This window comes from Burkholderia sp. MSMB1078WGS (assembly GCF_001528895.1).
Classification (GTDB): Bacteria; Pseudomonadota; Gammaproteobacteria; order Burkholderiales; family Burkholderiaceae; genus Burkholderia.
The window spans coordinates 73382-98979 of record NZ_LPDI01000102.1 but is presented as its reverse complement, the minus strand read 5'-3'; the positions used below and the strand labels follow the sequence as shown (position 1 = coordinate 98979).

At 69.0% G+C, this 25598-nt stretch carries 26 protein-coding genes; 11 read left to right on the top strand and 15 right to left on the bottom strand.

Features of this window, described 5'->3' with window-relative positions:
* The first annotated feature begins 198 nt into the window (after positions 1 to 198).
* From WT24_RS28090 to WT24_RS28080, 3 genes are all read left to right on the top strand, one after another.
* Positions 199 to 945, top strand: coding sequence for an SDR family oxidoreductase (locus WT24_RS28090; RefSeq protein WP_060036468.1), 747 nt, complete (start codon positions 199 to 201; stop codon positions 943 to 945).
* 152 nt (positions 946 to 1097) lie between these two features.
* Positions 1098 to 1952, top strand: coding sequence for a DJ-1/PfpI family protein (locus WT24_RS28085; RefSeq protein WP_060036467.1), 855 nt, complete (start codon positions 1098 to 1100; stop codon positions 1950 to 1952).
* A 66-nt stretch (positions 1953 to 2018) separates the two neighbouring features.
* Positions 2019 to 2492, top strand: coding sequence for an SgcJ/EcaC family oxidoreductase (locus WT24_RS28080; RefSeq protein ID WP_060036466.1), 474 nt, complete (start codon positions 2019 to 2021; stop codon positions 2490 to 2492).
* Between the two features lie 101 nt (positions 2493 to 2593).
* Here WT24_RS28080 and WT24_RS28075 read toward each other — a convergent pair whose 3' ends face one another.
* The 3 genes from WT24_RS28075 to WT24_RS28065 form a co-directional block, all read right to left on the bottom strand.
* A complete protein-coding gene (locus WT24_RS28075; protein WP_060036465.1) occupies positions 2594 to 3541 on the bottom strand; it encodes a GlxA family transcriptional regulator in 948 nt (315 codons plus the stop codon).
* 160 nt (positions 3542 to 3701) lie between these two features.
* Positions 3702 to 4223 (bottom strand): GNAT family N-acetyltransferase, encoded by a 522-nt coding sequence (locus WT24_RS28070; protein ID WP_059504235.1) that lies wholly within the window; start codon positions 4221 to 4223, stop codon positions 3702 to 3704.
* 69 nt (positions 4224 to 4292) lie between these two features.
* On the bottom strand, positions 4293 to 5036 hold the full coding sequence (locus WT24_RS28065; protein ID WP_060036464.1) for an SDR family oxidoreductase: 744 nt from the start codon (positions 5034 to 5036) through the stop codon (positions 4293 to 4295).
* A 309-nt stretch (positions 5037 to 5345) separates the two neighbouring features.
* Between WT24_RS28065 and WT24_RS28060 the strand changes: the two genes are divergently transcribed.
* On the top strand, positions 5346 to 5729 hold the full coding sequence (locus tag WT24_RS28060; RefSeq protein WP_059504231.1) for a hypothetical protein: 384 nt from the start codon (positions 5346 to 5348) through the stop codon (positions 5727 to 5729).
* A 167-nt stretch (positions 5730 to 5896) separates the two neighbouring features.
* Here WT24_RS28060 and WT24_RS28055 read toward each other — a convergent pair whose 3' ends face one another.
* A complete protein-coding gene (locus WT24_RS28055) occupies positions 5897 to 6757 on the bottom strand; it encodes a helix-turn-helix transcriptional regulator (protein ID WP_060036463.1) in 861 nt (286 codons plus the stop codon).
* Between the two features lie 95 nt (positions 6758 to 6852).
* Here WT24_RS28055 and WT24_RS28050 point away from each other — a divergent pair, with 95 nt between their 5' ends.
* Positions 6853 to 7746: an SDR family oxidoreductase gene (locus WT24_RS28050; RefSeq protein ID WP_060036651.1), complete on the top strand. Its 894-nt coding sequence runs from the start codon at positions 6853 to 6855 to the stop codon at positions 7744 to 7746.
* A 33-nt stretch (positions 7747 to 7779) separates the two neighbouring features.
* Here WT24_RS28050 and WT24_RS28045 read toward each other — a convergent pair whose 3' ends face one another.
* The 5 genes from WT24_RS28045 to WT24_RS34720 form a co-directional block, all read right to left on the bottom strand.
* Positions 7780 to 8769: a zinc-dependent alcohol dehydrogenase family protein gene (locus WT24_RS28045; RefSeq protein ID WP_060036462.1), complete on the bottom strand. Its 990-nt coding sequence runs from the start codon at positions 8767 to 8769 to the stop codon at positions 7780 to 7782.
* A gap of 123 nt (positions 8770 to 8892) precedes the next feature.
* On the bottom strand, positions 8893 to 9795 hold the full coding sequence (locus WT24_RS28040) for a LysR family transcriptional regulator (protein ID WP_059789284.1): 903 nt from the start codon (positions 9793 to 9795) through the stop codon (positions 8893 to 8895).
* 79 nt (positions 9796 to 9874) lie between these two features.
* A complete protein-coding gene (locus WT24_RS28035; protein ID WP_060036461.1) occupies positions 9875 to 11254 on the bottom strand; it encodes an FAD-containing oxidoreductase in 1380 nt (459 codons plus the stop codon).
* Between the two features lie 171 nt (positions 11255 to 11425).
* A complete protein-coding gene (locus WT24_RS28030; protein ID WP_060036460.1) occupies positions 11426 to 12004 on the bottom strand; it encodes a hypothetical protein in 579 nt (192 codons plus the stop codon).
* Between the two features lie 46 nt (positions 12005 to 12050).
* Entirely contained in the window at positions 12051 to 12209 is a 159-nt protein-coding gene (locus tag WT24_RS34720; protein ID WP_257127573.1) for a hypothetical protein, read from the bottom strand.
* Between the two features lie 148 nt (positions 12210 to 12357).
* Here WT24_RS34720 and WT24_RS28025 point away from each other — a divergent pair, with 148 nt between their 5' ends.
* The 5 genes from WT24_RS28025 (at position 12358) to WT24_RS28005 (ending at position 18190) form a co-directional block, all read left to right on the top strand.
* The gene (locus WT24_RS28025; protein ID WP_060036459.1) at positions 12358 to 12996 is read left to right on the top strand and encodes a LysE family translocator; all 639 of its coding nucleotides are present in this window, start codon (positions 12358 to 12360) and stop codon (positions 12994 to 12996) included.
* A gap of 310 nt (positions 12997 to 13306) precedes the next feature.
* Entirely contained in the window at positions 13307 to 14101 is a 795-nt protein-coding gene (locus tag WT24_RS28020; RefSeq protein ID WP_059789288.1) for a DUF3348 domain-containing protein, read from the top strand.
* 10 nt (positions 14102 to 14111) lie between these two features.
* A complete protein-coding gene (locus tag WT24_RS28015; protein WP_060036458.1) occupies positions 14112 to 16919 on the top strand; it encodes a DUF802 domain-containing protein in 2808 nt (935 codons plus the stop codon).
* 3 nt (positions 16920 to 16922) lie between these two features.
* Positions 16923 to 17567, top strand: a complete 645-nt coding sequence (locus WT24_RS28010; RefSeq protein WP_034205413.1) for an OmpA family protein — start codon at positions 16923 to 16925, stop codon at positions 17565 to 17567.
* Entirely contained in the window at positions 17564 to 18190 is a 627-nt protein-coding gene (locus WT24_RS28005) for a DUF2894 domain-containing protein (protein WP_060036457.1), read from the top strand. Before WT24_RS28010 ends, WT24_RS28005 begins: the two co-directional genes overlap by 4 nt.
* 33 nt (positions 18191 to 18223) lie before the next feature.
* Here the strand turns inward: WT24_RS28005 and WT24_RS28000 are convergent, their stop codons facing one another.
* From WT24_RS28000 to WT24_RS35500, 5 genes are all read right to left on the bottom strand, one after another.
* Positions 18224 to 18796, bottom strand: a complete 573-nt coding sequence (locus WT24_RS28000) for an NADPH-dependent FMN reductase (RefSeq protein WP_060036456.1) — start codon at positions 18794 to 18796, stop codon at positions 18224 to 18226.
* Positions 18797 to 18852: 56 nt separating this feature from the next.
* Entirely contained in the window at positions 18853 to 19443 is a 591-nt protein-coding gene (locus tag WT24_RS27995) for a hypothetical protein (RefSeq protein ID WP_059504211.1), read from the bottom strand.
* A 105-nt stretch (positions 19444 to 19548) separates the two neighbouring features.
* Positions 19549 to 19770: a hypothetical protein gene (locus tag WT24_RS34715; RefSeq protein ID WP_156441875.1), complete on the bottom strand. Its 222-nt coding sequence runs from the start codon at positions 19768 to 19770 to the stop codon at positions 19549 to 19551.
* A gap of 250 nt (positions 19771 to 20020) precedes the next feature.
* A complete protein-coding gene (locus WT24_RS27990; RefSeq protein WP_059789294.1) occupies positions 20021 to 21304 on the bottom strand; it encodes an isoprenylcysteine carboxylmethyltransferase family protein in 1284 nt (427 codons plus the stop codon).
* Between the two features lie 127 nt (positions 21305 to 21431).
* Complete coding sequence (locus WT24_RS35500; protein ID WP_257127572.1) at positions 21432 to 23795, bottom strand: collagen-like triple helix repeat-containing protein; 2364 nt, start codon at positions 23793 to 23795, stop codon at positions 21432 to 21434.
* A gap of 362 nt (positions 23796 to 24157) precedes the next feature.
* Here WT24_RS35500 and WT24_RS27980 point away from each other — a divergent pair, with 362 nt between their 5' ends.
* A complete protein-coding gene (locus WT24_RS27980; protein ID WP_027782376.1) occupies positions 24158 to 24556 on the top strand; it encodes a carboxymuconolactone decarboxylase family protein in 399 nt (132 codons plus the stop codon).
* A gap of 56 nt (positions 24557 to 24612) precedes the next feature.
* Here the strand turns inward: WT24_RS27980 and WT24_RS27975 are convergent, their stop codons facing one another.
* Complete coding sequence (locus WT24_RS27975) at positions 24613 to 25596, bottom strand: alpha/beta fold hydrolase (RefSeq protein ID WP_060036454.1); 984 nt, start codon at positions 25594 to 25596, stop codon at positions 24613 to 24615.
* Between the last annotated feature and the right edge of the window lie 2 nt (positions 25597 to 25598).

Genomic DNA, 25598 nt, shown 5'->3' with positions numbered 1-25598 from the left:
GACGTACCGCGAACGATGTCGTCCGGTGTGTCGCGCCCGTTCGCACCGAATGGCGTTTTTTGAGGGTTATACGACCTTTGCGCCATTGACCTCCCGTTCCATACTTCACGTGGACGATCAAGCCGGAACCAGCCTGCAAACGCCATCGCGCGTCGCGTATTCGGCCCGATCGATCGCGGACATGAAAAGGAACGGAAGATGAGGCTCGAGAACAAGTCGGTGTTGATCACCGGTGGCACCAGCGGCATCGGTCTCGCCACCGCGAAGCTGTTCATTGCGGAAGGTGCGCGCGTCGCGGTGACGGGGCGCGACGAGACCGTATTCGAACGCGTGAAGGCGGAGCTCGGCAAGCATGCGGTCGTGCTCAAGGGCGACGTGCGGTCGCTCGACGACATGCGCGCGATTGCTGCCGAGGCCAACGAGACGTTCGGCGGTCTCGATGCCGTGTTCGCCAATGCCGGCTGGGCCTTCCCGTCCGCAGTCGACGACATCGACGACACGCTCTATGACGACATCATGGACGTCAACGTCAAGGGCGTGGTGTACACGCTTCGAGCAGCGCTGCCGTACCTGCGCGAAGGTTCGTCGGTGATCCTCAATACCTCGTTCGTCGCGCAGACCGGCAAGCACGGCATCTCGCTGACCGCGGCGGCGAAGGCCGCCGTGCGATCGTTGGCTCGCAGTTGGTCGTACGAATTTCTCGACCGGAAAATCCGTTTCAACGCAATCGCGCCCGGCCCGATCGATACGCCGCTGCTCTCGAAGTGGGGCAAGCCTGACGAATGGGTGCGCGACCGCAAGACCGAATTCGCGGAAGCGAATCCGGCGGGCCGCATGGGCAAGGCCGACGATATCGCATACGCGGCGCTCTATCTCGCCAGCGACGAATCGTCGTACGTCGTCGGCACGGAGCTGGTCGTCGATGGCGGCGCGTCGCAGCTTTGAGTTTGCGCTTCGCGCTTCCCGGGCCCGGCACGCCATCCCGGCTCATCCCCATCCCGATTTCACGTTCGCCGCGCCGTTCGCCGTGGCGGTTATTTCATCCGGCCCGGCGAGGTTGCGCTCGCCGATGGGCCGAAGTGCAAGGAGCAATCATCTTGACCGACAGTAGCGATAACCATGCCTCTGCCAGGCAACTCACGCGGGCAGGCCGTTCGCGCCGCGATGTCCTGAAGTTCGGCAGCGCCGCCACCCTCGGCGCCGCGCTGGGCGGCGGCGCGTTGCTCGGGCACGCCACGCCTGCGCTGGCGCAGACGGGCAGCGCAGGGCTGCTCGCGCCGAACGAGCCGTTCGATATCCTGATCGTCAATTATGACGGCGGCACGCTGCTCGACTTCGCGGGCCCCAGCGAGATCTTCCATCGGCTGCCGAATACGAACGTGCGCTATGCGAGCCTCGATGGCGGCGACGTGACGCTCGAATTCGGCGTCGTGTACGGCAAGACCGAACGGCTGGCCGACATCGACAAGACCGACATGATTCTCGTGCCCGGCGGGTCCAATTTGTCGGCGCCGATGCGGCCGGCGTATCAGGCGCAGATCCGGCGCCTGGCGGAAAGCGCTAGACACGTGACGTCGGTGTGCAACGGCTCGCTCGTGCTCGCCGCGACGGGCGTGCTCGACGGCAAGCGCAGCGCCTGCCACTGGGCCTTCCTCAACAAGCTGTCCGAGTATGGCGCGATTCCCGTTCCCGATCGCTTCGTCGAGGACGACGACGGCCGCTTCATGAGCGGCGGCGGCGTGACGGCGGGCATCGATTTCGCGCTGCGCGTGGCGGCGAAGCTGCGCGGCCGGCAGGCGGCCGAATACACGCAACTCGTCGTCGAATACGATCCCGATCCGCCGTTCCACTCCGGTCATCCGAAAGATGCGCGGCCCGAACTCGTCGCGATGGTCGACAAGAAGCTGCCCGGCGCATCGAAGGGACTCGCACGCGTTCCCGGCGTTCGTTGACGCGCTTGCGGGCCACGCGTGCGGATCATCGCCTCTTCAATTCAAACCCGATTCGGAACTCACTCGATGCGACAGATTCATTTTCGTACTGCTGCGTTTGCAGCGTGCATGTCCTTCTTTGCATTCACGGCGCCGGCTATCGCCGGTGGCGCGCAACGCCCGCCCGAAGCGGCCATCAAGGCCGAGAACACGCGCTGGGCGGATGCCTTTGCGCGAGGGGACTACGACGCGATAAGCCGCCTCTATACCGACGACGGTACGCTCTTGCCGCCGGGAGGCGACAAAGTCACGGGCCGCCGCGCGATCGCCGAGTACTTCACCAACGGGTATGCCGGATCGAAACCCGGCACCGTATCGTTCAGCAACGACGAGTTCTACGGTGACGACCGGGTCGTGACGGAGGTATCGGACGTGGAGGTTCGAGACGGTGAGGGAAAGCTCAAGATCCGCGCCAAGCAGACGCTCGTCTTCCTGAAGCAGGGCGGCACGTGGAAGCTGCATCGCGACATGTGGAACGCTTACCCGCCGGTCAAGGATTGACTATCGCTGACGGCCGGCGAATTGGCGCGCTACGTGCTCGCGCGCCCATAGCCGGTTAGCGGGAAGTGGGCCATGCAGCGCGCCGATCGGCAGGCGACCGATCAGCGCGCTGCGTTCGACCTGCTCTCGCGACGAACCGCTTGCGGCGGGTGTCCAAGCAGCTTGACGAACGCTCGGCGCATCCGTTCCGGATCGGTGAATCCCACCGCCAGCGCAATCTGTTCGATCGGTTCGCTGCCGCCCTGAAGGCGCAGCCTCGCTGCTTCGACGCGCAAACGCTCGACGGCCCTCGCCGGCGTTTCGCCGGTTTCCCGGCGAAACGCACGCCCGAACTGTCGCACACTCAAGCTGGCGGCATCGGCGAGCCGTTCGACCGGCAACGCTTCGGCCAGATGTTCCCGGGCGAAATTCAGCGCGATGCGGATGCGATCCGATTCCGGCTCCATTCGCGACATCGCGGAGAATTGCGACTGCCCGCCGGGCCGCCGATACGGAACGACCAGCAGCCGCGAGACCTCGCGCGCGATCTCCGTGCTCATATCCCGTTCGATCATGCCGAGCGCGAGGTCGATGCCGGACGCGATGCCCGCCGACGTCCAGACATGACCATCGACGACGTAGATACTGTCGCCGTCCACCCGCGTGCGCGGGAAGCGTGCCTGCAATTGCGCGGCGTAGCGCCAGTGCGTCGCCGCTCTCAAGCCGTCCAGCGAACCGGTTTCCGCCAGCAGAAATGCGCCCGTGCACACGCTGGCCACCCGCGACGCGTTGGCGGCCAGCTTGCTGGCGGCGGCGATATTTTCCGGTGTCTGCATCGGGGCGATATCGCCGCCGACGAACACGACGGTGTCGAACGCGCGCCTGCCGATCGGTTTCGTGTCGATCGAAAGGCCGGTATTGCCGGGAATCGGGCCGCCGGAGGGCGAGACGACGTGGAGATCGTAGGGCGTGTAGCCGGCGGCCGTGGCCACCTGATTGAAGGCCGACAGCGGCCCGCCGAGATCGAGCGCGTCGTAGCCGCGGCAAACGAAGAATCCAATTCGATGCATGACGAAGCAATGAGTCGATGGCGCCGGAGTGGCGGATTTTACGGGGAACCCTCGAATCGTGCCATTTGGCTCGAAACGACGGCAGGGCGTCGCTTACGCCGTCGTCGATCGACTGTATCGGTTTGCACCGCGTTCACGCGATGCCGACAGGAAGCGCCGGTCAGCGACGATAGATGAACTCGAGATCGGTCGATTCGCCGACCTTGAAATCGTACGTGCCGACACGCTTGAAGCCTGCCTTTTCGTAGAACGCGATGGCCTTCGCGTTGCCCGACCACACGCCCAGCCATACCGGGCCGGGGCGCGTCGCGGCGAGATACTGGAGCGCGGCGTCGAACAACGCCCGTCCGGCGCCGGTTCCCTGCGTGCTGCGGCGCAGATAGATTTGATGGATCTCGCCCGCACCGTCCGCCACGTCCGGGTGGGGAAGCTTGCACGGCCCGGCATGCGCGTATCCGACCAGCGAGCCGTCGTCGCCTTCCGCGACCCACGTCCGGCACTGCGGGTCGCCGAGCTGCTCGGCGATCGCCGCAACCGAGTACGTCCGGGCTTCGTACTCGGCCAGATCGTCTGGCGGGTAGTCGATGCCGAACCCGTCCTGCAGAAAGGTCTCGCGAAACGTATCGCGCTTCAATTCGGCGAGCGGGACGGCATCGGCCAGTGTCGCAACGCGGATCAACATCGAGCATCTCCAGGTTCGGTGTCGGGCCGACAGTTTATCCCGGGCGACCTCGAGCAGACGCGTCGTCCGCTAGCCCGCGACCGTCGCGGTCGGACGCACGACGATCTCGTTCACGTCGACATCGGCTGGCTGCGCGATCGCATACGCGATGGCCGCCGCGATCGCGTCGGGTTCGAGCGCGATGCTGCGGTATCGCGTCATCGCTTCGGCGGCGACCGGGTCGGTAATCGTGTCGGCCAGCTCGGACGTGACGACACCCGGGCAGATGCACGTGACGCGCAGCTTGTCGTTCTCCTGCCGCAAGCCTTCGGAGATCGCGCGTACCGCGTATTTCGTCGCGCAATAGACGGCGGCCGTCGGCGATACCCGCAATCCGCCGATCGACGACACGTTGACGATCTGGCCGAAGCCCTGCCGATTCATCACCGGCAGGGCGGCCGCGATGCCGTACAGCACACCCTTGATGTTCACGTCGACCATGCGGTCCCACTCGTCGACCTTCAGCGACGCCATCGGAGACAGCGGCATGACGCCCGCGTTGTTGACGATGACGTCGATCTGCCCGTACTCGGCGAGCGCGGCGTCGACGAAGGCGACGCTGTCGTCGCGCTGCGTGACGTCGAGCGCGCGCCAGGCCGCGGTGCCGCCATTGGCGCGAATGTCGTCGGCGAGCGCGGCAAGGCGTTCGGTGCGGCGCGCACCGAGCATCAGGCGCGCACCGCGCGCGCCCAGATAGCGGGCGGTGGCTTCGCCGATGCCGCTGCTCGCGCCGGTGATCAGGATTACTTTCTGTTCGATGTCGTGGCGGGTCATGTCCGTTCCTCGGTGGGAGATGAAGAACCGACAGCATCGCGCGGAAGCATGCGTGACCGTTATTCCGCAAGTCCGCATTTCTTGCACGATTCTCCGAGAATGCGTGGGGCACGATCCGGCGCGCGGTCGCGCCTGCTACTTCCCGATCCGGGAAATGCGCCGATTTTGCAGTGCAGCGGAAGGCGGCGACGCTCCCGCGGCCGGGCCTCCGTAACCCGCCGAAACCCCGGCGCGGCAATCATGCGGATGCCGATGGTTGACCGCCCGCGGACATGCTAGGATTTCCGACAAACAACTCCGGAGACTGCGATGCCGTTCATCTGCGAAAACGTCGAATGTCGTGCCGTGCTGGCTCGCGGGCAGGTCAGGCACCATCAGGAGGACGCGGGCTGGTGCTTCTACTGCCCCGACTGCAACGCCAGGAACGAGTTGATGAATATCGGCACGGCCAGCGGCCCTGTCGAGCTGGTTCAGCCGGAGCGGGCCAGCCCGCCGCACAAGGTCGTCGCGAAGGCCCGGCCGCTGGACGATGGCCGGTACGCGGCGCAATTGAGCGTCCAGCGGGCGCTCGCCGTGAAAGGCACCTACGCGGCCGAAGAGCACTGGGATCAGCTCGGCGTATTCGGCGACGCGCAGGAAGCCGTCGCGCATGCGAAGTCTTTCGCTACGGATCTGCTGCAGCGCGCGGCATAGTCGGTACTTTTCCGTGAATGAATCAGGGGCGTCGCGCATCCGCGCGCGACGCCCCTTTGCGTTTTCCGCGCGCGTTCGTCAGTGGTCGATATCGAACGGCACATACTACTTCGCGATCCGTCGATCCGTGTCGTGCGGAATCAAGCTTCCGGGAAAGCCGTGCGCGGTCACACGGCCGGCGCTTGCACCGTGCTGCGTGCCCGTTCGCGGGCCGTGACGAGCGCCCGGATCCGCGCGCGGTCGTCCTGCGTCGCCGGCGTGAAGATCACGAGGCTCAGATCCGGGCGACCGGTGACCGTGAACGCCGAATATTCGAACGCGATCCGGCCGGCCTGCGGATGGCGGATCTCCTTCGTGCCTTCGTGCTGCGAATGGATTGCGTGGTCGCGCCACATCGCGTCGAATTCGGCGCTCGTCGCGCGCATCTCGTCGACGAACGCCTGCACGGCCTGCGTCGCGCCGCTGCGCGCGACGTCCGCACGAAACGCACCGACCGCGAACCGCGCGATGCGCTCCCAGTTCGGCTGCACGGCGCGCACGCGCGCGTCGACGAAGATCAGCCGCAGGATGTTGCGTGCGGCCGGCGGCAGTGTCGCGTAGTCGGTCAGCGTCGCGGCCGCTGCGTCGTTCCACGCGGCGACGTCCCAGGTCGCCGTGCGTATGATCGCCGGGCTCGCGTCGAGCGAATCGAGCACGTGCTGCAGGCGCGGCGTCACGCTGGCCGGCGCGTGATAGCGCACTTCGGGCGGGTGGCCGACGCCGAGCAGGAACAGGTGCTCGCGCTCGGCCTCGTTGAGCATCAGCGCGCGGGCGAGCCGGTCGAGCACGTCGGCCGACGGCGCGCCGCCGCGCCCCTGTTCGAGCCAGGTGTACCACGCGGCGCTCACATGCGCGCGCTGCGCGACTTCCTCGCGCCGCAGGCCCGGCGTGCGGCGGCGCGTGGCCGGCAGCCCGAGCGCGGCCGGGTCGAGTTTCTCGCGGCGGTCCCGCAGGTACGCGCCGAGCAGGTTGTCGGGGGCGTCAGCCATATCCTGTTAGTTCGTTTACCGGTAAACCGTCACGGCTTCACCGCGAGCGGCCATCGGCACATAGTAAGCCTCCATTTCATCCGGAGGTGCTGAACATGCGTGTCTTTGTTACGGGAGCATCGGGATTCGTCGGCTCGGCCGTCGTGGCCGAACTCGTGGCGGCCGGGCACTCGGTGCTCGGGCTGGCGCGGTCCGATGCGGCCGCGGCGTCGGTTGCCGCGGCCGGCGCCGACGTCCATCGCGGGTCGCTGGAGGATCTCGACAGCCTGACGCGCGGCGCCGAGGCCGCCGATGCGGTGATCCACACGGGATTCAATCACGACTTCTCGCGTTTCGCGCAGAACTGCGAACTCGATCGCCGCGCGATCGAGACGATCGGCGCGGTGCTCGCCGGCTCGGCGCGGCCGCTGGTCGTCACGTCGGGCCTCGCGCTCGTCGCGCCCGGCCGCGCGGCGACGGAGGACGATCCGCACGTGCCGGTGTCGGCGAGCTATCCGCGTGCGTCCGAAGCGACCGCGGTCGCGCTGGAAGCGCGCGGCGTGCATGCGTCGGTCGTCCGCCTGCCGCCGTCCGTGCATGGCGACGGCGATCACGCGTTCGTGCCGCGCCTGATCGCGTTCGCGCGGGAGAAGGGCGTATCGGCGTTCATCGGCGACGGTGCGAACCGCTGGCCGGCCGTGCACCGGCTCGACGCGGCGCGCGTGTACCGGCTCGCGATCGAACGCGGCGCGGCCGGTTCGCGCTATCACGCGGTCGACGATACGGGCGTGCCGTTCCGCGAGATCGCCGAGGTGATCGGCCGCCGGCTGAACGTGCCGGTCGTCGCGAAGTCGGCGGCGGAAGCCGGCGAGCACTTCGGCTGGTTCGCGATGTTTGCGGGGATGGATGCGCCCGCAACCAGCGAGCGCACGCGGGCATCGCTCGGCTGGGCGCCGACGCAGCCGCGGCTGCTGGCCGATATCGACCGGCCGCGGTATTTCGAAAGCTGACGAGCGGCGCGCGCCGCTCGCCATGGGCGCGGCTCAGACCGTGACGACGATCTTGCCGACCTGCGCGCCGGCTTCCATGTAGCGGTGCGCGTCCACGATGTCGTCGAACGCGAACGTGCGATCGATTCGCGGCTTCAGCGTGCCGGCCGCGAGCCCGTCGACGATGAAGCGCTTCGCGCGTTCGAGCCGTTGCGCGCTGCCGGTGATCTCGAACAGCTCGTAGCCGCGCAGCGTCAGGTGGCGCGCGAGCAGGTCCATCACCGGCACCGGGATGTCGCGCGTGTCGAGCGCGCCGTACTGGAAGAACGTGCCGCCGGTGGCCAGCGCACGCAGCAGGTTCGCCGCGTCGGGGCCGCCGACCGGGTCGAACACGAGACGCGCGCCGATGCCGCCGGTGATTTCGGCCACCTGTTGCGGCAGGTCGGCGGGGCTGACGACGATCACGTGCTTCGCGCCTGCATCGAGCAGCGCCCGACGCTTCGATTCGCCGCGCGTCAGCGCGATCGGCACCGCGCCGATCTGGTTCGCGATCTGGATCGCGGCCTGCCCGACGCTGCTCGACGCGGCGCCGATCAGCACCGCATCGCCGCGCTGGAGCCCGCCGAGTTCGATCAGCGCGCCGTAGGCCGTCACGAACATCATCCACGTCGCGGCCGCTTCCTCGAACGACAGGCTGTCCGGATGCCTGACCACCGCATGCGCGGGCACGTTGACCACCTCGCCGTACATCCCGTAGTCGGCGAACGAGAAGGCCGGCACGACGCTCACCGCGTCGCCTTCGGCGAACGCCGTCACGTTGCGGCCGACCGCCGCGACCACGCCCGACGCCTCGTAGCCGAGCGACGCCGGAAAACGCGGCATGAACGTGTATTCGCCTCGGCGGAACATGACTTCCGCGCGATTGAGGCCGATCGCCTTCACGCGTAGCTGGATGTCGTCGGGGCCCGGCGCGGGCACGTCGACGGTGTCGATCTGCAGTACGTCGGGGCCGCCGGTGCGGTGGAAACGAACGATGCGGGCCATGGAGTGCTCCTTCGATGAACGGGTGTCGATGAAGCAGCATCGTAGGCGGGCGCACGCGCCGGATAAACGCGCGGCCCGATCATTGATTGTTATTCGACGAATAACAATCGGCGCGAACCCGTGTTATGCCGGATAGCGTCGCGCGAACAGTTCGGTCAGCCAGTCGATGAACGCGCGCACCTTGTCGGGCAGATGCGCGCGGTTCGGGTACAGCACCGACACCGGCTTCGGCACGGCCGGCACGCCGGGCAGCAGCTCGATCAACCGACCCGAATCGATGCTCGGCTGCAGCGCGGGCCGCAACGCATGCACGATGCCGAGGCCGGCGAGCCCGCACGACAGCAGCGCTTCCGAGTTGTCGGTGAGCACGCCGCTCGCGAGTTTCACCGCGACGGTTTCGCCGTGCGGGCGGAACGTCCACTCGAGCACGCGGCGATTGCGGCCGGTGAAGAAGTTGACCGCGCGATGCGTACGCAGCTCGTCGAGCGTGCGCGGCAAACCATGGCGTGCGATATAGGCCGGCGACGCGCACGTGGCCATCTGCACCGCGCCGACGGTGCGCGCCACCATGCTCGAATCCTTCAGCGTCCCGACCCGCACCGCGCAGTCGATGCCTTCGCCGATTAGGTCGGCCGGCTGGTCGCTCGTGCCGAGCACGAGTTCGATCTGCGGATAGCGTTGCTGGAAGTCGGGCAGCGCCGGGATCACGACCGTCTTCGCGAGCGCGAGCGCGATGTCGATCCGCAGCCGGCCCTTCGGCACCGCGCGCTGCCTGGGGAACGACGCGAACGCGTCGTCGATGCTGCCGAGCAGCTGCACGCAGCGCGCATGGAACGCCTCGCCCTCGGCCGTCACGCTGACGCGGCGCGTGCTGCGGTTCAGCAGCCGGACGCCGAGCTCCTGTTCGAGCTGCTGCACGGCTTTCGTGACGGCCGGCCGATGCAGTTGCAGCGCGTCGGCGGCCTGCGTGAAGTTGCCGCGTTCGACGATCTGTACGTAGATCTGCATCGCTTGCAGGCGGTCCATGGCATTTCCGGATGACGTGGCGAGCGGCCATCTTCGCATACCGCCGCAGCGCGGTGCGCGGCCGCCCGCCTGCCGTGCGTCATTCGACCGGATGCAGATCCTGCAGCAGCGTCGGCACGAGCTCCGACACGGTCGGGTGGATATGCATCGCACGGCTGATCGTCGTGTACGGCGCGCCGGCGGTCATCACGTCGAGCATGCCGTGCACGACTTCGTCGCCGGTCACGCCGAGGATCGCCGCGCCGAGGATCGCGTGGCTGTCCGCGTCGACGATCACCTTCATGAAGCCCTGGCTTTCGCCTTTCTCGACCGCCCGGCCGACGCGCGTCATCGGGCGCGTGCCGACCAGCAGCCGGCGGCCCGTCTGCTTCGCTTGCGCGAGCGTCATGCCGGCGCGGCCGAGCGGCGGATCGATGTACATCGCGTAGGCCGCGATGCGGTCGGACACCCTGCGCGGGTCGTCGTCGAGCAGGTTGGCCGCGACGATCTCGTAGTCGTTGTACGCGGTGTGCGTGAACGCGCCGCGCCCGTTGCAGTCGCCGAGCGCCCAGATGCCGGGCACGTTGGTGCGCAACTGGTCGTCGACGGTGATGTAGCCGCGCGCGTCGGTGTCGATGCCTGCGCGGTCGAGCCCCAGATCGTCGGTGTTCGGCACGCGCCCGACCGCGAGCAGCAGGTGCGAGCCCGCGACCTCGCGGCCGCCGCCCGCGCAGTCGAGGCCGACCACGATGCCGTCGCCGTCGCGGCGCGCGCTCAGGCAGTTCGCGTCGAGCTGCACGTCGATTCCTTCGTTCTCGAGGATTTCGCGCACGGCCTGCGACACGTCTTCGTCCTCGCGCTGGATCAGGCGCGAGCCCTTCTCGACGATCGTGACCTTCGAGCCGAAGCGGCGGTACATCTGGCCGAATTCGAGCCCGACGTAGCTGCCGCCGACGATCACGAGATGGTCGGGCAGGAAGTCGACGTCCATCATCGTCGAGTTGGTCAGGTACGGCACCGAGTCGAGGCCCGGCATCGCGGGCACCTGCGCGCGTCCGCCGACGTTGATGAAGATGCGTCCGGCCTCGAGCACTTCATCGCCCACGCGCACCGCGTTCGCGCGTTCGAATCGGGCATGACCCTGAAAGACGGTCGTGTTGTCGAGGCCGCGCACCCATTGCTCGACGCCGTGGTTCGAGCGGCCGGAGATCTGGTCCTTGCGGGCCTTAACCGCTTTCATGTCGACGGTGACGGGGCCGCCGACCGACACGCCGTATTCGCCGGCGCGCCGGGCGAGCTGCGCGGCGTACGCGCTCGCGATCAGCGTCTTGGTCGGGATGCAGCCGGTGTTCACGCAGGTGCCGCCGAAGCGGCCGCGCTCGACGATCGCGACTTTCATGCCGGCGCCGGCGAGCCGCGCGGCGAGCGGCGGCCCGGCCTGGCCGGTGCCGATGACGATCGCATCGAAGTGTTGCGTCATGACGTCCTCCTGTGCGGGGGCAACGAGGAAAGGGGCAGGCGCAAGCCGCATGCCGTGCCGGCGATCGCCCATGGGCGACGAGCGCCTATGGTAGACCCGTTGGCCGGGTGTCGCGAGCGACGCGCCGGATTGAAAATCGGCGCCGCCGCGGCGTGGGCGCGTACCGGGAGGCTAGTCCTTGCGTTTCCATTGCCCGAACGGCACCGGCCGGTGCGCGTCGGCGCGCGTGACGGTGACGTGGTCGGGCTTGTCGTCGAGCGGAAACGATTCGGTGACGATCTGGCTCGAAAACAGCCAGCCATGCGTGCGCGGGTCGTAGCGGAACGTGACGTAGTCGGTCCAGTGCTGCCCGCACGCGACGACATTCTGCACGGTGAAATAGCGGCCCTTCACCGAAAGGCCGTTGTCGGCCGCGTCTTCAGGATCGAACGGATCGCACTGGCCGCCTTCGTTCGCGCGCAGCACGACCTGGTCGTTGCGCGTGGCGAGCCGGTAGGTGTGGTCGGCCTCTTCCTCGTAGATCAGCAGCGGGCGCGGCGATGGCTGCTCGCGCGTATCGACCGCGCGATGCACGACGACGAGAAAGCTGTGCCGCCCGGTGTCGAGATCGGGGCCGGCTTGCGCGAGCAGCGGCTGGTAGCCGGGCGGCAGTTGCGCGGCGATCGACTTCGGCAGGCCGCCGGCGCGGGCGCCGAGCGAAAGTGCGGCGAGGAGCGGGAGCAGCAGGGCAGAAAGGCGAAGAGCGCGCATGGCGGGCGGTCCGGTTGAAAGGGGAAAAGGGGGCGGTCGCGCGGCGTTACGAATCGCGCCCGGGAAACGCGGCGCCGGGCGCCGGATTGCCGGGCGCGTCGTCGTCGAATCGGAGGCCGACCGTCGGCCGCGCGACGTACGCGCGAAAGATCGCTTCGACGGCAGCGGCATCGTCGGGATGGCGGGCGACGCGGGTCTCGATCATGGGCGGCGCGGAATGACGGGAAAGAGGGCCAGCATAGCAGCGCACAGCCGCTTCCGGCCACGCGCGAAGCGTGCCAGAATCGACGGCCCACCGTCGGAAACGACACGCAGGCGCCGGCGCAGCGGCGTCGCTGACCAAGGAGACGTCGATGACCGCATCGGCTGCCGTACTCGCCATCCTGGCTGCACTGTTTCTCGGCGCAATGATTCCGGGCCCGAGCTTCGTGCTGGTGGCCCGCAATTCGATCGGGCTGTCGCGTCGCGACGGGCTCGCCACCGCGCTCGGCATGGGCATCGGCGGCATCGTGTTCGGCGGCGTCGCGCTGGCCGGGCTCTATACGCTGCTGCAGGCCGTCGAATGGCTGTATGTGGGCCTCAAGGTCGCGGGCGGCGTTTACCTGATCTACATGGCGTCGAAGATCTGGCGCGGCGCCGATCGGCCGATCGCGATGGACGATCCGCGGGCGATGGCCGGCGGCAGCGCGCGCAAGTCGTTCTGGACCGGCCTCACGACCCAGCTCAGCAACCCGAAGACGGCGATCTGGTACGGCAGCATCTTCGCGGCGCTGCTTCCGCAGCATCCGCCGTTGTGGTGTTACCTCGCGCTGCCGCCGCTCGTGTTCGCGGTCGAATTCGGCTGGTACACGCTCGTTGCGCTGTGCTTCTCGACGCGTCGGCCGCGTGAACTCTACCTGCGCGCGAAGAAATGGGTCGACCGCATCGCGGCCGGCGCGATCGCGCTGCTCGGGCTGCGGCTGATCCTGAATGCACCGAAAGCGGGGATCTGAGCGCTGCTTCCTCAGCGCGTGGCAGCGGCCGGCCATGGCCGTCGCCGGTTAGCGGCGGGAATCGCCCGGGCCGCCCGAGCCACTCGCCCGAGCGCGCGTCGGCGTGTCGCGAACGCGTGGCGTCCCGATGGCGCGGCCGCCCACCGGCCGCCGCCGAGCCTGTCTCCCGCCCGTTGCCGCTGCCCGCCGAGCCTTGCGCGACGGGCGTTGGCGCGGGGCGCACGGCGCGCCGAACCGCGCTGCTTTCCCGATTCTGGCGGTCGATTGCCCGGCGACGTGTAAACTGCTGCCTTTTTTGACGGTTTGCAGCATGGTGCAAGCATCTCCGCGCCCGGCGTTGAGCGGTCCGACGCTCGTCCGGCTGCTCGCGCGCCTGGCCGATGCCGACGTCGCGGAATCCCGGCAAACGTTGTCCGACCGGCTGAGCCAGTGGCTCGGCTGGACCGACGCGATCACGCTGTCGTCCGCGCTGAACGCGAGCCCGCCGGGCGTCGCGACCGGCGTGCGCGGCTACGACGCGGAGCGCGACTGCGCGCGCGTGCGCCACGACCTCGCGCAGGCGATCACGGCCGGCCACCGGCCGCGTGCGCGGCGGCGGCCGGGCGACCCGCCGCCGCCGGCCGCCGACACGGCCGATTTCGCGGACTTCCGCCAGCGTTATCTGACCCTGCAGCAGGACATGGAAACGGCGATCGGCCAGTTGCGCGGCCGCCTGCGGGTCGCGCTCGCCGCGCGCTCGTCGGGGATGGCGCGGCTCGCGACGCTCGACACGATCATGGAGCGCGTGCTCGGCGCGCGCGAGCGCAGCCTGTTGTCGGCCGTGCCCGCGCTGCTCGGCACGCGCTTCGCGCGGCTGCGCGACGCGGAGCGGCAGGCGCTGGCCGACGCCGAATCCGCGGCCGCGACGGCCGCCGGTTCTGATACGCCCGACGCATCCGCGCCTGCCGCAGAAGGCACGGCGGCCGACACCGCGACCGTCGCGGCGATCGTGCCCGGCGCCTGGCTCGATACGTTTCGCGACGAGATGCAAAGCATCCTGCTAGCCGAACTCGAAGTCCGGTTTCAAACGGTAGACGGGCTGCTCGCGGCCCTTCGCACCTGCTAATCAACACGCTATGTCCAGAATTCGCCTTGATCTCGTTGTCTTCGTCGCCGGTCTGCTCGCAGTGGGCTGGATCGGCGCCGGCTATGTCGCGTCGAACCCGCTGGCGGCGGCCGTCACGCTGCTGATCGGCGCGTGCTACGTCGCCGGCGCATGGGAGCTGCTGCGCTACCGGCAGGCGACCGCCACGCTGTCGCACGCGGTCGCCGGCCTGACCGCCTCGCCCGCGAAGCTCGACACGTGGCTCGATACGTTGCATCCGGGCCTGCGCGGCGCGGTGCGCGCACGGGTCGAAGGCGCGCGCGTCGCCCTGCCGGGCCCGGCGCTCACGCCTTATCTCGTCGGCCTGCTGGTGCTGCTCGGCATGCTCGGCACGCTGCTCGGGATGGTCGTCACGCTGAAGGGCACGGGCGCCGCGCTCGAGAGCGCGACCGATCTCGATGCGATCCGCGCGTCGCTGATCGCGCCGGTGAAGGGGCTCGGGTTCGCGTTCGGCACGTCGATCGCCGGTGTGGCCACGTCTGCGATGCTCGGGCTGTTGTCCGCGCTCGTGCGCCGCGAGCGGATCGAGGCGGCGCAGCAGCTCGACGCGAAGATCGCGACGACGTTGCGCGTGCATTCGTCCGCGCATCAGCGCGACGAATCGTTCCGGCTGCTGCAGCGCCAGGCCGATGTGATGCCGGCACTGGTCGACCGGCTGCAGACGATGATGACGACGCTCGAGGCGCGCAGCGTCGCGCTGCACGATCGCCAGCTCGAAAGTCAGCGGGCGTTTTTCGAGCGGACCGAGCGCGCGTACGCGGGCCTTGCGTCGAACGTCGGCGACGCGCTGAAGGAAAGCGCCGCCGAAAGTGCGCGCGTGGCCGGTGCGGCGCTGCAGCCGGTCGTCGCTGCGACGATGACGGGGCTCGCGCAGGAGATGGCCGCGCTGCGCGACACCGTGACGGGCGCGGTGCAGCGTCAGCTCGACGGGCTGACGGACGGCTTCGAGAAGACCGCCGGCAACGTGACGGCCGTATGGAACCGCGCGATCGACGAACAGCGCCGCGCGAGCGATGCCGTCGCGCAGCGGTTGGAGACGACGCTCGGTCAGTTCGCCGACACGTTCGCGCAGCGTTCGTCGGATCTGCTCGACGGCGTCGCGACGCGCCTCGAATCGACCGAAGGCCGCCTGTCGGACGCATGGCGCGAGGCGCTGTCGCGCCAGGAGCAGGCCGGCGAGACGCTGGCCGGCCAGCATGCGCGCGCGCTGGGCGAAGCCGCCGCGACGTTCGAACGCCATTCGGCCGCGACGCTCGCCGCGATGCGCGAGTCGCACGCGGGTTTGCAGACGCAACTGGCGGCGCGCGACGAAGCACGTCTGTCGGCATGGAATGATTCGCTCGCCGCGATGGCCGCGAAGCTGGGCGACGAATGGCAGCGTGCGGGCGTGCACAGCGCGGGCCGTCAGCAGGAAATCTGCGACGCGCTCGCGCAAACGACGCGCGACCTCGCCGCGCAGGCGTCGACGTTCGAACAACGCTCGAACGATCTGCTGACGACGATTCGCGAATCGCATACCGGTCTGCAATCGCAACTGGCTGCGCGCGATGAGGAACGTCTGTCGGCGTGGAACGATTCGCTCGCGGCGATGGCCGCGAAGCTCGGCGACGAATGGCAGCGTGCGGGCGTGCACAGCGCGGGCCGTCAGCAGGAAATCTGCGACGCACTCGCGCAAACGACGCGCGACCTGGCCGTGCAGGCCTCGACGTTCGAACAACGCTCGAACGATCTGCTGACGACGATTCGCGATTCGCACACCGGCCTGCAATCGCAACTGGCTGCGCGCGATGAAGAGCGTCTGTCCGCCTGGAACGATTCGCTGGCCGCGATGGCCGCGAAGCTCGGCGAAGAATGGCAGCGTGCGGGCGTGCACAGCGCGGGCCGTCAGCAGGAAATCTGCGATGCACTCGCGCAAACGACGCGCGACCTGGTCGCACAGGCGTCGACGTTCGAGCAGCGCTCGAACGATCTGCTGGCGACGATTCGCGAATCGCACACCGGCCTGCAATCGCAACTGGCCGCACGCGACGAAGAGCGCCTCGCTGCCTGGAGCGATTCGCTCGCGGCGATGGCGGCCGCGCTGCGCGACGAATGGGCGCAGACGAGCGCGCAGGCCGCGGCGCGCCAGCAGGACATTTGCGACACGCTGGCCCGCACCGCGAACGACATCACTGCGCAGGCGCAGGTTCACGCGAGCGACACGATCAACGAAATCTCGCGCCTCGTGCAGGCCGCGTCGGAGGCGCCGAAGGCCGCGGCCGACGTCGTCGCCGAGCTGCGCCAGCGCCTGTCCGACAGCATGGTGCGCGACACCGCGACGCTCGAGGAACGCAGCCGCCTGCTCGCGACGCTGGAGACGCTGCTCGGCGCGGTCAACCACGCGTCGACCGAACAACGCGCCGCGATCGACGCGCTCGTCAGCACGTCGGCCGATCTGCTCGATCGCGTCGGCGCGCGCTTCAACGACACCGTCGACGCCGAGACGCGCAAGCTCGATTCGGTGGCCGCACAGGTCACGGCCGGCGCCGTCGAAGTGGCGAGCCTCGGCGACGCATTCGGGATGGCCGTGCAGGTGTTCGGCGAATCGAACGACAAGTTGCTGGCCCATCTGCAGCGCATCGAGGCCGCGCTCGAGAAATCGCTCGCGCGCAGCGACGAACAGCTCGAGTACTACGTCGCGCAGGCGCGCGAGGTGATCGACCTGAGCGTGATGTCGCAGAAGCAGATCGTCGAAGACTTGCAGCAGCTCGCCGGCCGGCGGGCGCCCGTCGGAGCGTAACGCATGCACGACGAAATCGACGGCGGCGCGCAATCGGCGCCGGTGTGGCCCGCGTTCGCCGACCTGATGTCGGTGCTGCTCGGCGCGTTCGTGCTGATCCTCGTCGGCGTGATCGGCATGCAGCTTCAGCTCACGGCGAAGCTCGAGGAAGCGGTGCGTGCACGCCAGCTCGAGGCGCAGCAGCGCAAGTCGCTCGAACAGGCCCTCGCCGGGCCGCTCGCAGCCGGCCGCGTGACGCTCGTGAACGGACGCATCGGCATCAGCGGCAACGTGCTGTTCGCGCTGAACTCCGACCAGTTGCAGCCCGCGGGCCGCGACCTGCTGAAGACGCTGGCCAGCCCGCTGGCCACGTACCTGAAGACGCGCGACGAGATCCTGATGGTCAGCGGCTTCGCGGACGACCAGCAGGTGCACGCCGGCAACCGCCTGTTCGCGGACAACTGGGAACTGTCGGCCAAACGCGCGTTGACGGTCACGCGCGCGCTGATCGATGCCGGCGTGCCGGCCTCGTCGGTGTTCGCGGCCGCGTTCGGTTCCGAACAGCCGGTCAGCTCCAATGCAGACGACGAAGGCCGCGCGAAGAACCGCCGCGTGGAAATCGCGCCGGTGCCGCGCAAGTCGGCGTCGAACGGAGGAAAGGCAAAGTGACGGGCGACGCGACGCACGTGCGCGCGACGCTCGACGCATGGCGTGAGCAGGGCGCCGACCGGCTCGATCCCGTGCGCTTTCACCGGATCGACGCGCTCGAACGGCGCGCGGCCGTGCTCGACGGCGCTGCACGCGCGCTGGTCGACGCGCGGCTGGCGACGCTGATCGAAGGGTTCGCGGAGATCGTCGCGCGCGGCGACGACGCCGACATCCCGCGCGAGACGGGGGAAGCCGCTGCGGAGGCGCCCGCGCGCGGCGCGCTTGCCGCGCTCGTCGAAGGGCTCGCGCGCGATGCGCAGGCCGACCGGCGCGGGCTCGATCCCGAACTCGTCGACTACTTCCGCGCGACGTGGTCGAAAGTCCGCACGGAACAGCAATACCGCCAGTCGCTCGACCAGGTGCCGCGCAACGCGGGGCCGCTCAATTCGAACAGCCTCGTGCACCGCTCGCTCGCGACGATGCGCGAGCTGTCGCCGGACTACCTGCAGCAGTTCCTGTCGTACGTCGATGCGCTCGCATGGCTCGAGGATCTCGTCGGCGGCGGCGCGCAGCCCGAGAAGGAAGCACCGCGCGCGAAAGCGGCCCGGCCCGCGAAGAAGACGACGCGCGCGAAGGCGCGATAACGCCACGCCGCACGCGTTCGACGTGCGGATCGCCTACCGGCCGGCGCTCGTGTCGTCGATCGCCGTGCGCAGCGCGTGCAATGCGCCGACGAGCGCCGACGCGAACGGCGGATGCGCGGCGATGCCCGCCGCGTCGAGCCGGCTCCCGAGGATCGGCAGCGCGATCGACGCGGGCTCGACGATGCGCGCCGACATCACCGACAGCGTTTCGCGCAGCGCCGCATCCGCATGCGTCGCGCGCGGCGACGCGTTCAATACGGCCACGGACTTGTACACGACGGCCTCGCATCCCACGACCCAGTCCAGCGCGTTCTTCATCACGCCGGTTACGCCGTGCGCGTATTCCGGGCTGGCGATCAGCACGCCGTCGGCCGCGTTCAGGCGGTCGATCAGATCGCGCACCGCGGCGGGCGTCGGGTATTCGGCATCGGGATTGAACAGCGGGAATTCGCCGAGACGATCGAAGCGTGCGATGCGCATGCCGGGCGGGGCGACGAGCGCGGCTGCGTCGAGGAGTGCCGCGTTGTACGACTGCGCACGCAGGCTGCCGCACAGCGCGACGATGTCGAGCGGGCGGGTGACGTCGGTTCGGGGATCGGCGGTCATCGAAGGGCGTTTTTCGATTGGCGGGTTGAGCCGGCGCGTCGCGCGGGTTCGACGGATTATCGCATCGGCGGTTGGACCGCATCGTTCATCCCGGCCGCCTGCGCGAATTCCCCGATTCCCCACCCGCGCCCGAGCAACAGCCGCCGCGTATGCAGCGCACCGTGCACGTCGTCGGCAACGGTTTCGCCGAGATAGCGCAGCGCGCGGCCTTCGACATCGACGAAGCCATGCCGGTAATCCTGCGCGAGCGCCGTCCACAGCTGCGCGGCGCCGACCGACTGGCGCGCGCCGCTGATCAGGCACAGGCCCGCATCGAGCCCCCAGCGATACAGCGTCGTCGCAAGGCCCTTGCGTTGCGCCGAGCCGCGCAGCCGCGTATGCGGCGCGCGCAGGTAGCGGTCGGCGCGGCGCGGCAGTTCGGGCAGGCGGTTGAACACCGTATAGCCGGCGAGCTGGCGCGCGGCCGGATCCTCGACATACAGGAAGTATTCGCCGTCCGCTTCGCGGTGGCGGACGATCAGGCCCGAGCGGCCGAGTGCGACGGCCGGCAGCCCGTGCAGGCGATGGCCCGGCTGGTGCAGGCGTTCATAAAGGGTGTCGAGTTCGTCGTCGATGTCGTGCTGGGAATGCTGTACGTCGATACGCATGGCAAAAGCCGCCCGTCCCGGGCGGTTCGGGAAAGAGGTTCATCGCAAAAGGGAACGGAAGCGGGTGCGGCCCCCGGGCTCGGCGAAGCGAGCCGGGGCCGCGAATCAGCTGGGGATGTGCTGGAAACCGGCGGCGATCGCGGCGAGGCCCGCGATGCAGAGTGCGAACAGGATCAGGACTTTGTGGATCACGCCTCTTTCCTCATGAACGCGCGGCGCCAGGTGGCGTCGCGGAGACGGTGAGCGGCGGGCACGGCCCGCACGGCCGTCGTGCGGGACGACGGTCGGGTGTCCGGCGACGGATCGTGCGCGGACGGCCAGCACCATACGCGACGCGTCGGAGTCGGGCAATCGGACTGACGGAGAAAGGCGACGAAAAGCGGAGAATCGCGGCGTTTCGCGACAATTGGCCGCATGGGGCGTGCCGACACGTTCGGGAGTTATACGCGAAAGCGCATCGTCAAGCGCTGGAGGGCATGCGTGGAAAAGTGTCGTTGCGGGTGCGAAGCCCGCGACAGGCAGGCCGACGCCCATGCGAGGGACGGGAGCGGCATGGAGGCCGCTCCCGGTCGCCCCGTCACACCGCCTGCCGCGCGCCGAACGCCTGCCTGATCCGCGCGAACAGCCCGTGCCGTGCGATCCATTCGGCATACGCGCGATAGTCGGGATCGCGCATCAGGTGACGCTCTTCCGTCTTCGCACGCGTGTAGTAGATGAGGTTGACCGCGACGAGCCCCGCACAGTGCATGAGCCCAACCTGCCAGCCGAGCGGCTCGACGAACGGCACCGATACCATCCAGTACGACAGGTTCTTCGTGATGTAGGCCGGATGCTTCGTGAAGCGGTACGGGCCCGACGTGATGATCCCGCGGTTGGTGAGGTTCGAGAACCGCAGCCCGAACGAGATCGTGCACAGCGCGTAAGTCAGCAGCAGCAGGATGATCGTCGCGCCCCAGATCACGCGCAGCGTCGGCGCCGACAGCAGCCAGTTGTCCCAGAACACCGAGCCTTCGTAGCGGATGTAGTTGTTCGAGATCAGCGACCAGAACGGCTGATAGCAGATCAGCGCGGCCACCCAGCCGAGCGTCGTCGGCTCGACGGTGCGCACGTGGCTGTCGAGGATGCGGAACGTGCACAGGTAGCCGACGGTGCCGAACATCAGGTCCATCGTGAACGACAGGTCATACATGAACACGAAGGTCGCGATCGTCATCGGCGCATGCATCGCGTTCGCGAGCGACGCGCTCAGGTGATCGGCGTCCTTCGACAGGTAGACGGTCATCAGCGGCAGGAAGAACGCCTTCACGCCCCAGCCGGCCAGCATCTCGCGCACCGGCTTCCAGCTCGCGGGCTGCTCGCGGCGGAACAGGAAGCGGCCCCACAGCAGGTACGCGTCGTCGGTCTCGCGCTGGTGGCGGTCCATCCACGCGAAGTAGAACGGCGCGGCGACGATCACGTACGGCGCGAGCGAGCGCAGCAGCGACCAGAACGGCAGGTAGAACGCGCCGTGGTATTCGGGCAGCAGCCAGTAGATCGCGCCGATGCCCGCGTAGACCGACGCGAGCGCGCCGAGCCGCGTCGCCACGCGCGCGATGCCGAGCGGCCGGACGGCCTGCCGCGACAGCCCCGCGCTCGGACGCAGGTAGACGCGCGAGACGAAGAGTTCGTGCAGCGCGATCGTGCCGATGATCGCGAGGCTCGCGATGACCGCGCGGGTGGCCGCGTCGAGGGCCGGGTGGTCGCGCGTGATCCACAGCGCGAAGAGTCCGGCCGTGATGCCGAGGAGGCCGGCACGCAACGGCGTGGCGGAGCGGGGTGGGTGGTCCGGAGCAGCGACGACGCCGTCGAGCGTGGAGTTCATGATCGGATCCTCGTGGGGATGAGGGCCGGCGCCCCCGCTGGGCGGGTGACGCCGGCCGTCGGCCGGGCTGTTTATGGATGCGCGCCCGGCCATTGGCCTGTCGTTCTGATACGTGATGCGTTGACGCTTACTTCTTGGTGCCGCCGCCCAGCAGACCGCCGAGCAGGTTGGTCACCGGCGACAGCAGGTTGCCGGTGCCGGCGGCGGCGCCGCCGCTCGTGCTGCCGGTCAGGCCGGTCACCACGGAGCCGCTGCCGCCCGGCGTCGTCACGGCGCCGGCTGCGCCGCCGGAGCCGACCGTGCCGGTGGCGCCGGCCGAACCGGTCGGCGTTCCCAGCGCACCCGTGAGCGTGCCGACCGGGCCGCTCGTCAGCACCCCGCCGAGCGTGCCGGACAGGTTGCCGCCCGGCGTCGTGACGGTGCCGGTGAGGCTCGCGCCGAGCGGCGTCAGCGCGTTGACGAGATTGGTGACCGGCGCCAGCAGGCCGCCGAGGCCTGCGCCACCGGTGCCGCTGGTGCCGCCGGTCCCGCTCGTTCCGCCCGTGCCGCTGGTGCCGCTCGAACCGATGCCGCCGAGCGCGCCCGTCACTGTCCCGAGCAGGCCGGTGATCGGCGCGAGCGGGCCGCCGCTGGTGCCGCTCGTTCCGCTGGTGCCGCCCGAACCGCTCGAGCTGCCGCCGCCGAGGCCGCCCGTCAACGTGCCGAGCAGGCCCGTGATCGGGGCGAGCGGATTGCTGCCGCCCGTGCCGCTGCTGGAACTGCCCGCGTTGCCGGCGTTGACGAGGCCGCCCGTCGCCGTCACCGTGTTGCCGAGTTGCCCCAGCGCGCCGCCGAGGCTCGTGCCGACCGGGTTGTCGGTCGCGCCGCCGACCTTCGTGCCGGCGAGCGCGATGCCGTTGCCGAGCGTGCTCAGCAGGCCGTTGAGCGGCGTGCCGAGCAGCGTGACGCCACCGAGCGTCTGCGTGACGCCCGGCGTCGTGACGCCGCCGGTCAGCGTATTCGTGATCGGGTTGATCACCTTGCCGAGCTGCGTTTCGAGCTGCTGGACCGGCGAGCTGTTCAGCGCCGTGTTCAGCGCCGATGCCGTCGAATTGACCGCGGTGCCGACCGTGTTGACGAGACTGCCGACCAGGGTCGTCGCCGGTGCGAGCGGCGACAGCGGGCCGGTGCCGAGGCTCGTCACCGCATTGCCGAGGTTGTTGACCGCACCGCCGGCGCCGGTCAGCAGGCCGGTGGTCGACGTCAGCGTCGGTCCGAGCGGGTTCGCCGACACGCCGATCGAACCGAGGCCGGCCGCGACGCCGTTGCCGAGCGATTGCACGCCGTTGCCGAGGCTGCCGACCGCGTTGCCGATGCTGGTGGCCGTCGTCGGGTTCGTGCCGGGAATCTGCACGCCGCCAATCTGAGCGCCGCCGTTCACGACCGTCGTGCCGAGCGCCGTCACGAGATTGCCGGATTTCTGCAGGACGTTGCCGAGGGGGGTGACGCCGGTGCCGGAGGTGCCCGACGTACCGGAGGTGCCTGACGTGCCGGAGGTGCCCGACGTACCGGACGTACCCGACGTACCGGACGTACCCGAGGTACCGGAAGTACCTGAGGTGCCAGACGTACCGGAGGTGCCCGAGGTACCGGAAGTGCCCGAGGTACCGGACGTGCCTGAGGTACCGGACGTGCCTGAGGTACCGGACGTACCCGAGGTACCGGACGTACCCGAGGTACCGGAAGTGCCCGAGGTACCGGAGGTGCCCGAGGTACCGGAGGTGCCCGAGGTACCGGACGTGCCCGAGGTACCGGACGTACCCGAGGTACCGGACGTGCCCGAGGTACCGGACGTACCCGAGGTACCGGAAGTGCCCGAGGTACCGGACGTACCCGAGGTACCGGAAGTGCCCGAGGTACCGGAAGTGCCTGAGGTACCGGAAGTGCCCGAGGTACCGGAAGTGCCCGACGTACCGGAAGTGCCCGACGTACCGGAGGTGCCCGAGGTACCGGAAGTGCCCGACGTACCGGACGTACCCGACGTACCGGACGTACCCGAGGTACCGGACGTGCCTGACGTACCGGAGGTGCCCGAGGTGCCGGAAGTGCCTGACGTACCCGAAGTACCCGAAGTACCGGAAGTACCGGAAGTACCGGAAGTACCGGAAGTACCGGAAGTACCGGAAGTACCGGAAGTGCCCGAAGTACCCGAGGTACCCGAGGTACCGGAAGTGCCCGAGGTACCGGAAGTACCCGAGGTACCGGAAGTGCCCGAAGTACCAGAAGTCCCCGACGTACCAGAAGTCCCCGACGACCCCGAACTACCGCCACCCGACGTCCCTGACGAACCGCCGCCCGACGTGCCGGAAGTCCCCGACGTGCCGCTCGTCCCGGACGTGCTCGGCTTGATCGTCGGCGGGGTCGTCGGTCCGTCGACCGAGCCGCAGCCGTACAGCGCGAGCAGTGACGAGACGGCCATCGTTACCGTCGTCTTCTTGAAAAGAGTGTGCATGTTGGCCTCGACATTGGAAGTGTGTCGAGGTCTTCACTGCAAATTCCGCGCCATGACAGGTTTCGCGAAACGGTGTCGCGATTTGTTGCGAGAATCGGGAATATCGATGCGATTTAAACGGAGGAATGACGGTTTCGCGCGACAGGCACGCGCGGTGCGCAAACGTCGCGGCTGCGATGTTCCCGTAAGGCGCCGTAACGCGCGGCCGGATGTTACGTAGCGTTCGGGCCGTCCGTGACGCGAGCGGCCGCGAACCGAGCGCCGCGTCTTTGACGAAACCCCGCCGCGCGCACGAACATGGCAGGACATCTCCCGGCTGCCGGCGACGCCGCAGCGGCCCCGACTCCAACCAGGACACGGACATGAGCGAACAGGACAGGGAATACGGCAAGGCGCGGCGGATCGACGTGATGGGCGAGGCGTTCGTCGAGCGCGCGATGCGCGACCTCGACGGATTTTCGCGTCCGCTGCAGGACTGGCTGAACGAACATGCGTGGGGCAGCACGTGGCAGCGGGGCGGGATCGACCTGAAGACGCGCAGCCTGTGCACGTGCGCGATGCTGGCGGCGCTCGGCCGCGGCACGGAGCTGAAGGGGCATATTCGCGGTGCGCTCAACAACGGCGCGAGCCTCGTCGAGATCCGCGAGGTATTGCTGCACAGCGCGCTGTACGCCGGCGCGCCGGCCGCGGTCGAGGCGTTCCGCAGCGCGCGCGAGGTGCTCTCGGATCTCGGGTTGTCGATACCCGACGACGAAGCCTGATTCCGTCGCGGCGCCGGCTGCCCGGCACGGAAGCCGGCCCGCTTCGTTGCCGCGATCTACGCGATGCGTACTGGCTGCGCGGCGGCATCGACCGGCGCGGCGGCGACTTCGAGCAGCCAGTCGGCCGTCGCGTCGGGAAGCGTGACCGGCAGCATATGCCCGCCCTCCACGACCTTCAGCCGCACGCGCGCCGATTTCCTCGCGAGCGCTTCGCCGTGCGCGCGCCAGTTCAGGATCGGATCGGCGCGGCCGTACAGCACGTCGACCGGCAGCGCGAGCTCCGCATAGCGACGCTCCATCGCGGGCAGGTCGACGGGCGCCGACAGCAGGTCCGTCGCCGTCGCGTAGAACACGTGCGGGCGCATCCCGAGCAGGCCGCCGCCCTTGACCGGGAAGTCGCGCGGCACGTCCTCCGGCGCGAACACCTGACGCACGGCGTTGCGACCCGTCAGGATCGTCAGCGGGATCGCGAAGGTCCACGACACGAAACGGCGCACGAGCGGCGACGGCAGCATCAGCGGCTTGAACGGCGCAGGCGGCTCGGTCTGCTCGTGCGACAGCGGCGCGATCAGCGCGAGCCGGCTCACGCGGTCCGCATGATTGAGGCCGACCGCGAGCGCGATCGCGCCGCCGAGCGAGTGGCCGACCAGCACCGGCTTGTCGAGCTTCAGCGCGTCGATGAACGCGGCGACCGTGCGAGCCTGCGCGAACACGTTCGCCTGCGAGGCCGCGCCGCGCAGCGAGCGGCCGGCGCCCGGCCGGTCGATCAGGATCACGCGATGCCGCTGCGCGAGCCGCGTGAGCGGCAGGTACGCGAAATTGCGCCATTGCCCCGCCAGCCCGTGGACGAACACGATCGGCGGGCCGTTGCCGTATTCGACGTAGTGGACGCGGTCGCCGTCGATGTCGACGAAGCGGCCTTCGGGCGGAAACGCGCGCGTCACGCGACGGGCCACGTAACCGGTAAACAGCGCGAGCGCGGCAAGCACCGCGACGACGCCGAGCAGCACGTTCTGGATCAGATGGAGCGTAGGGGTCATGT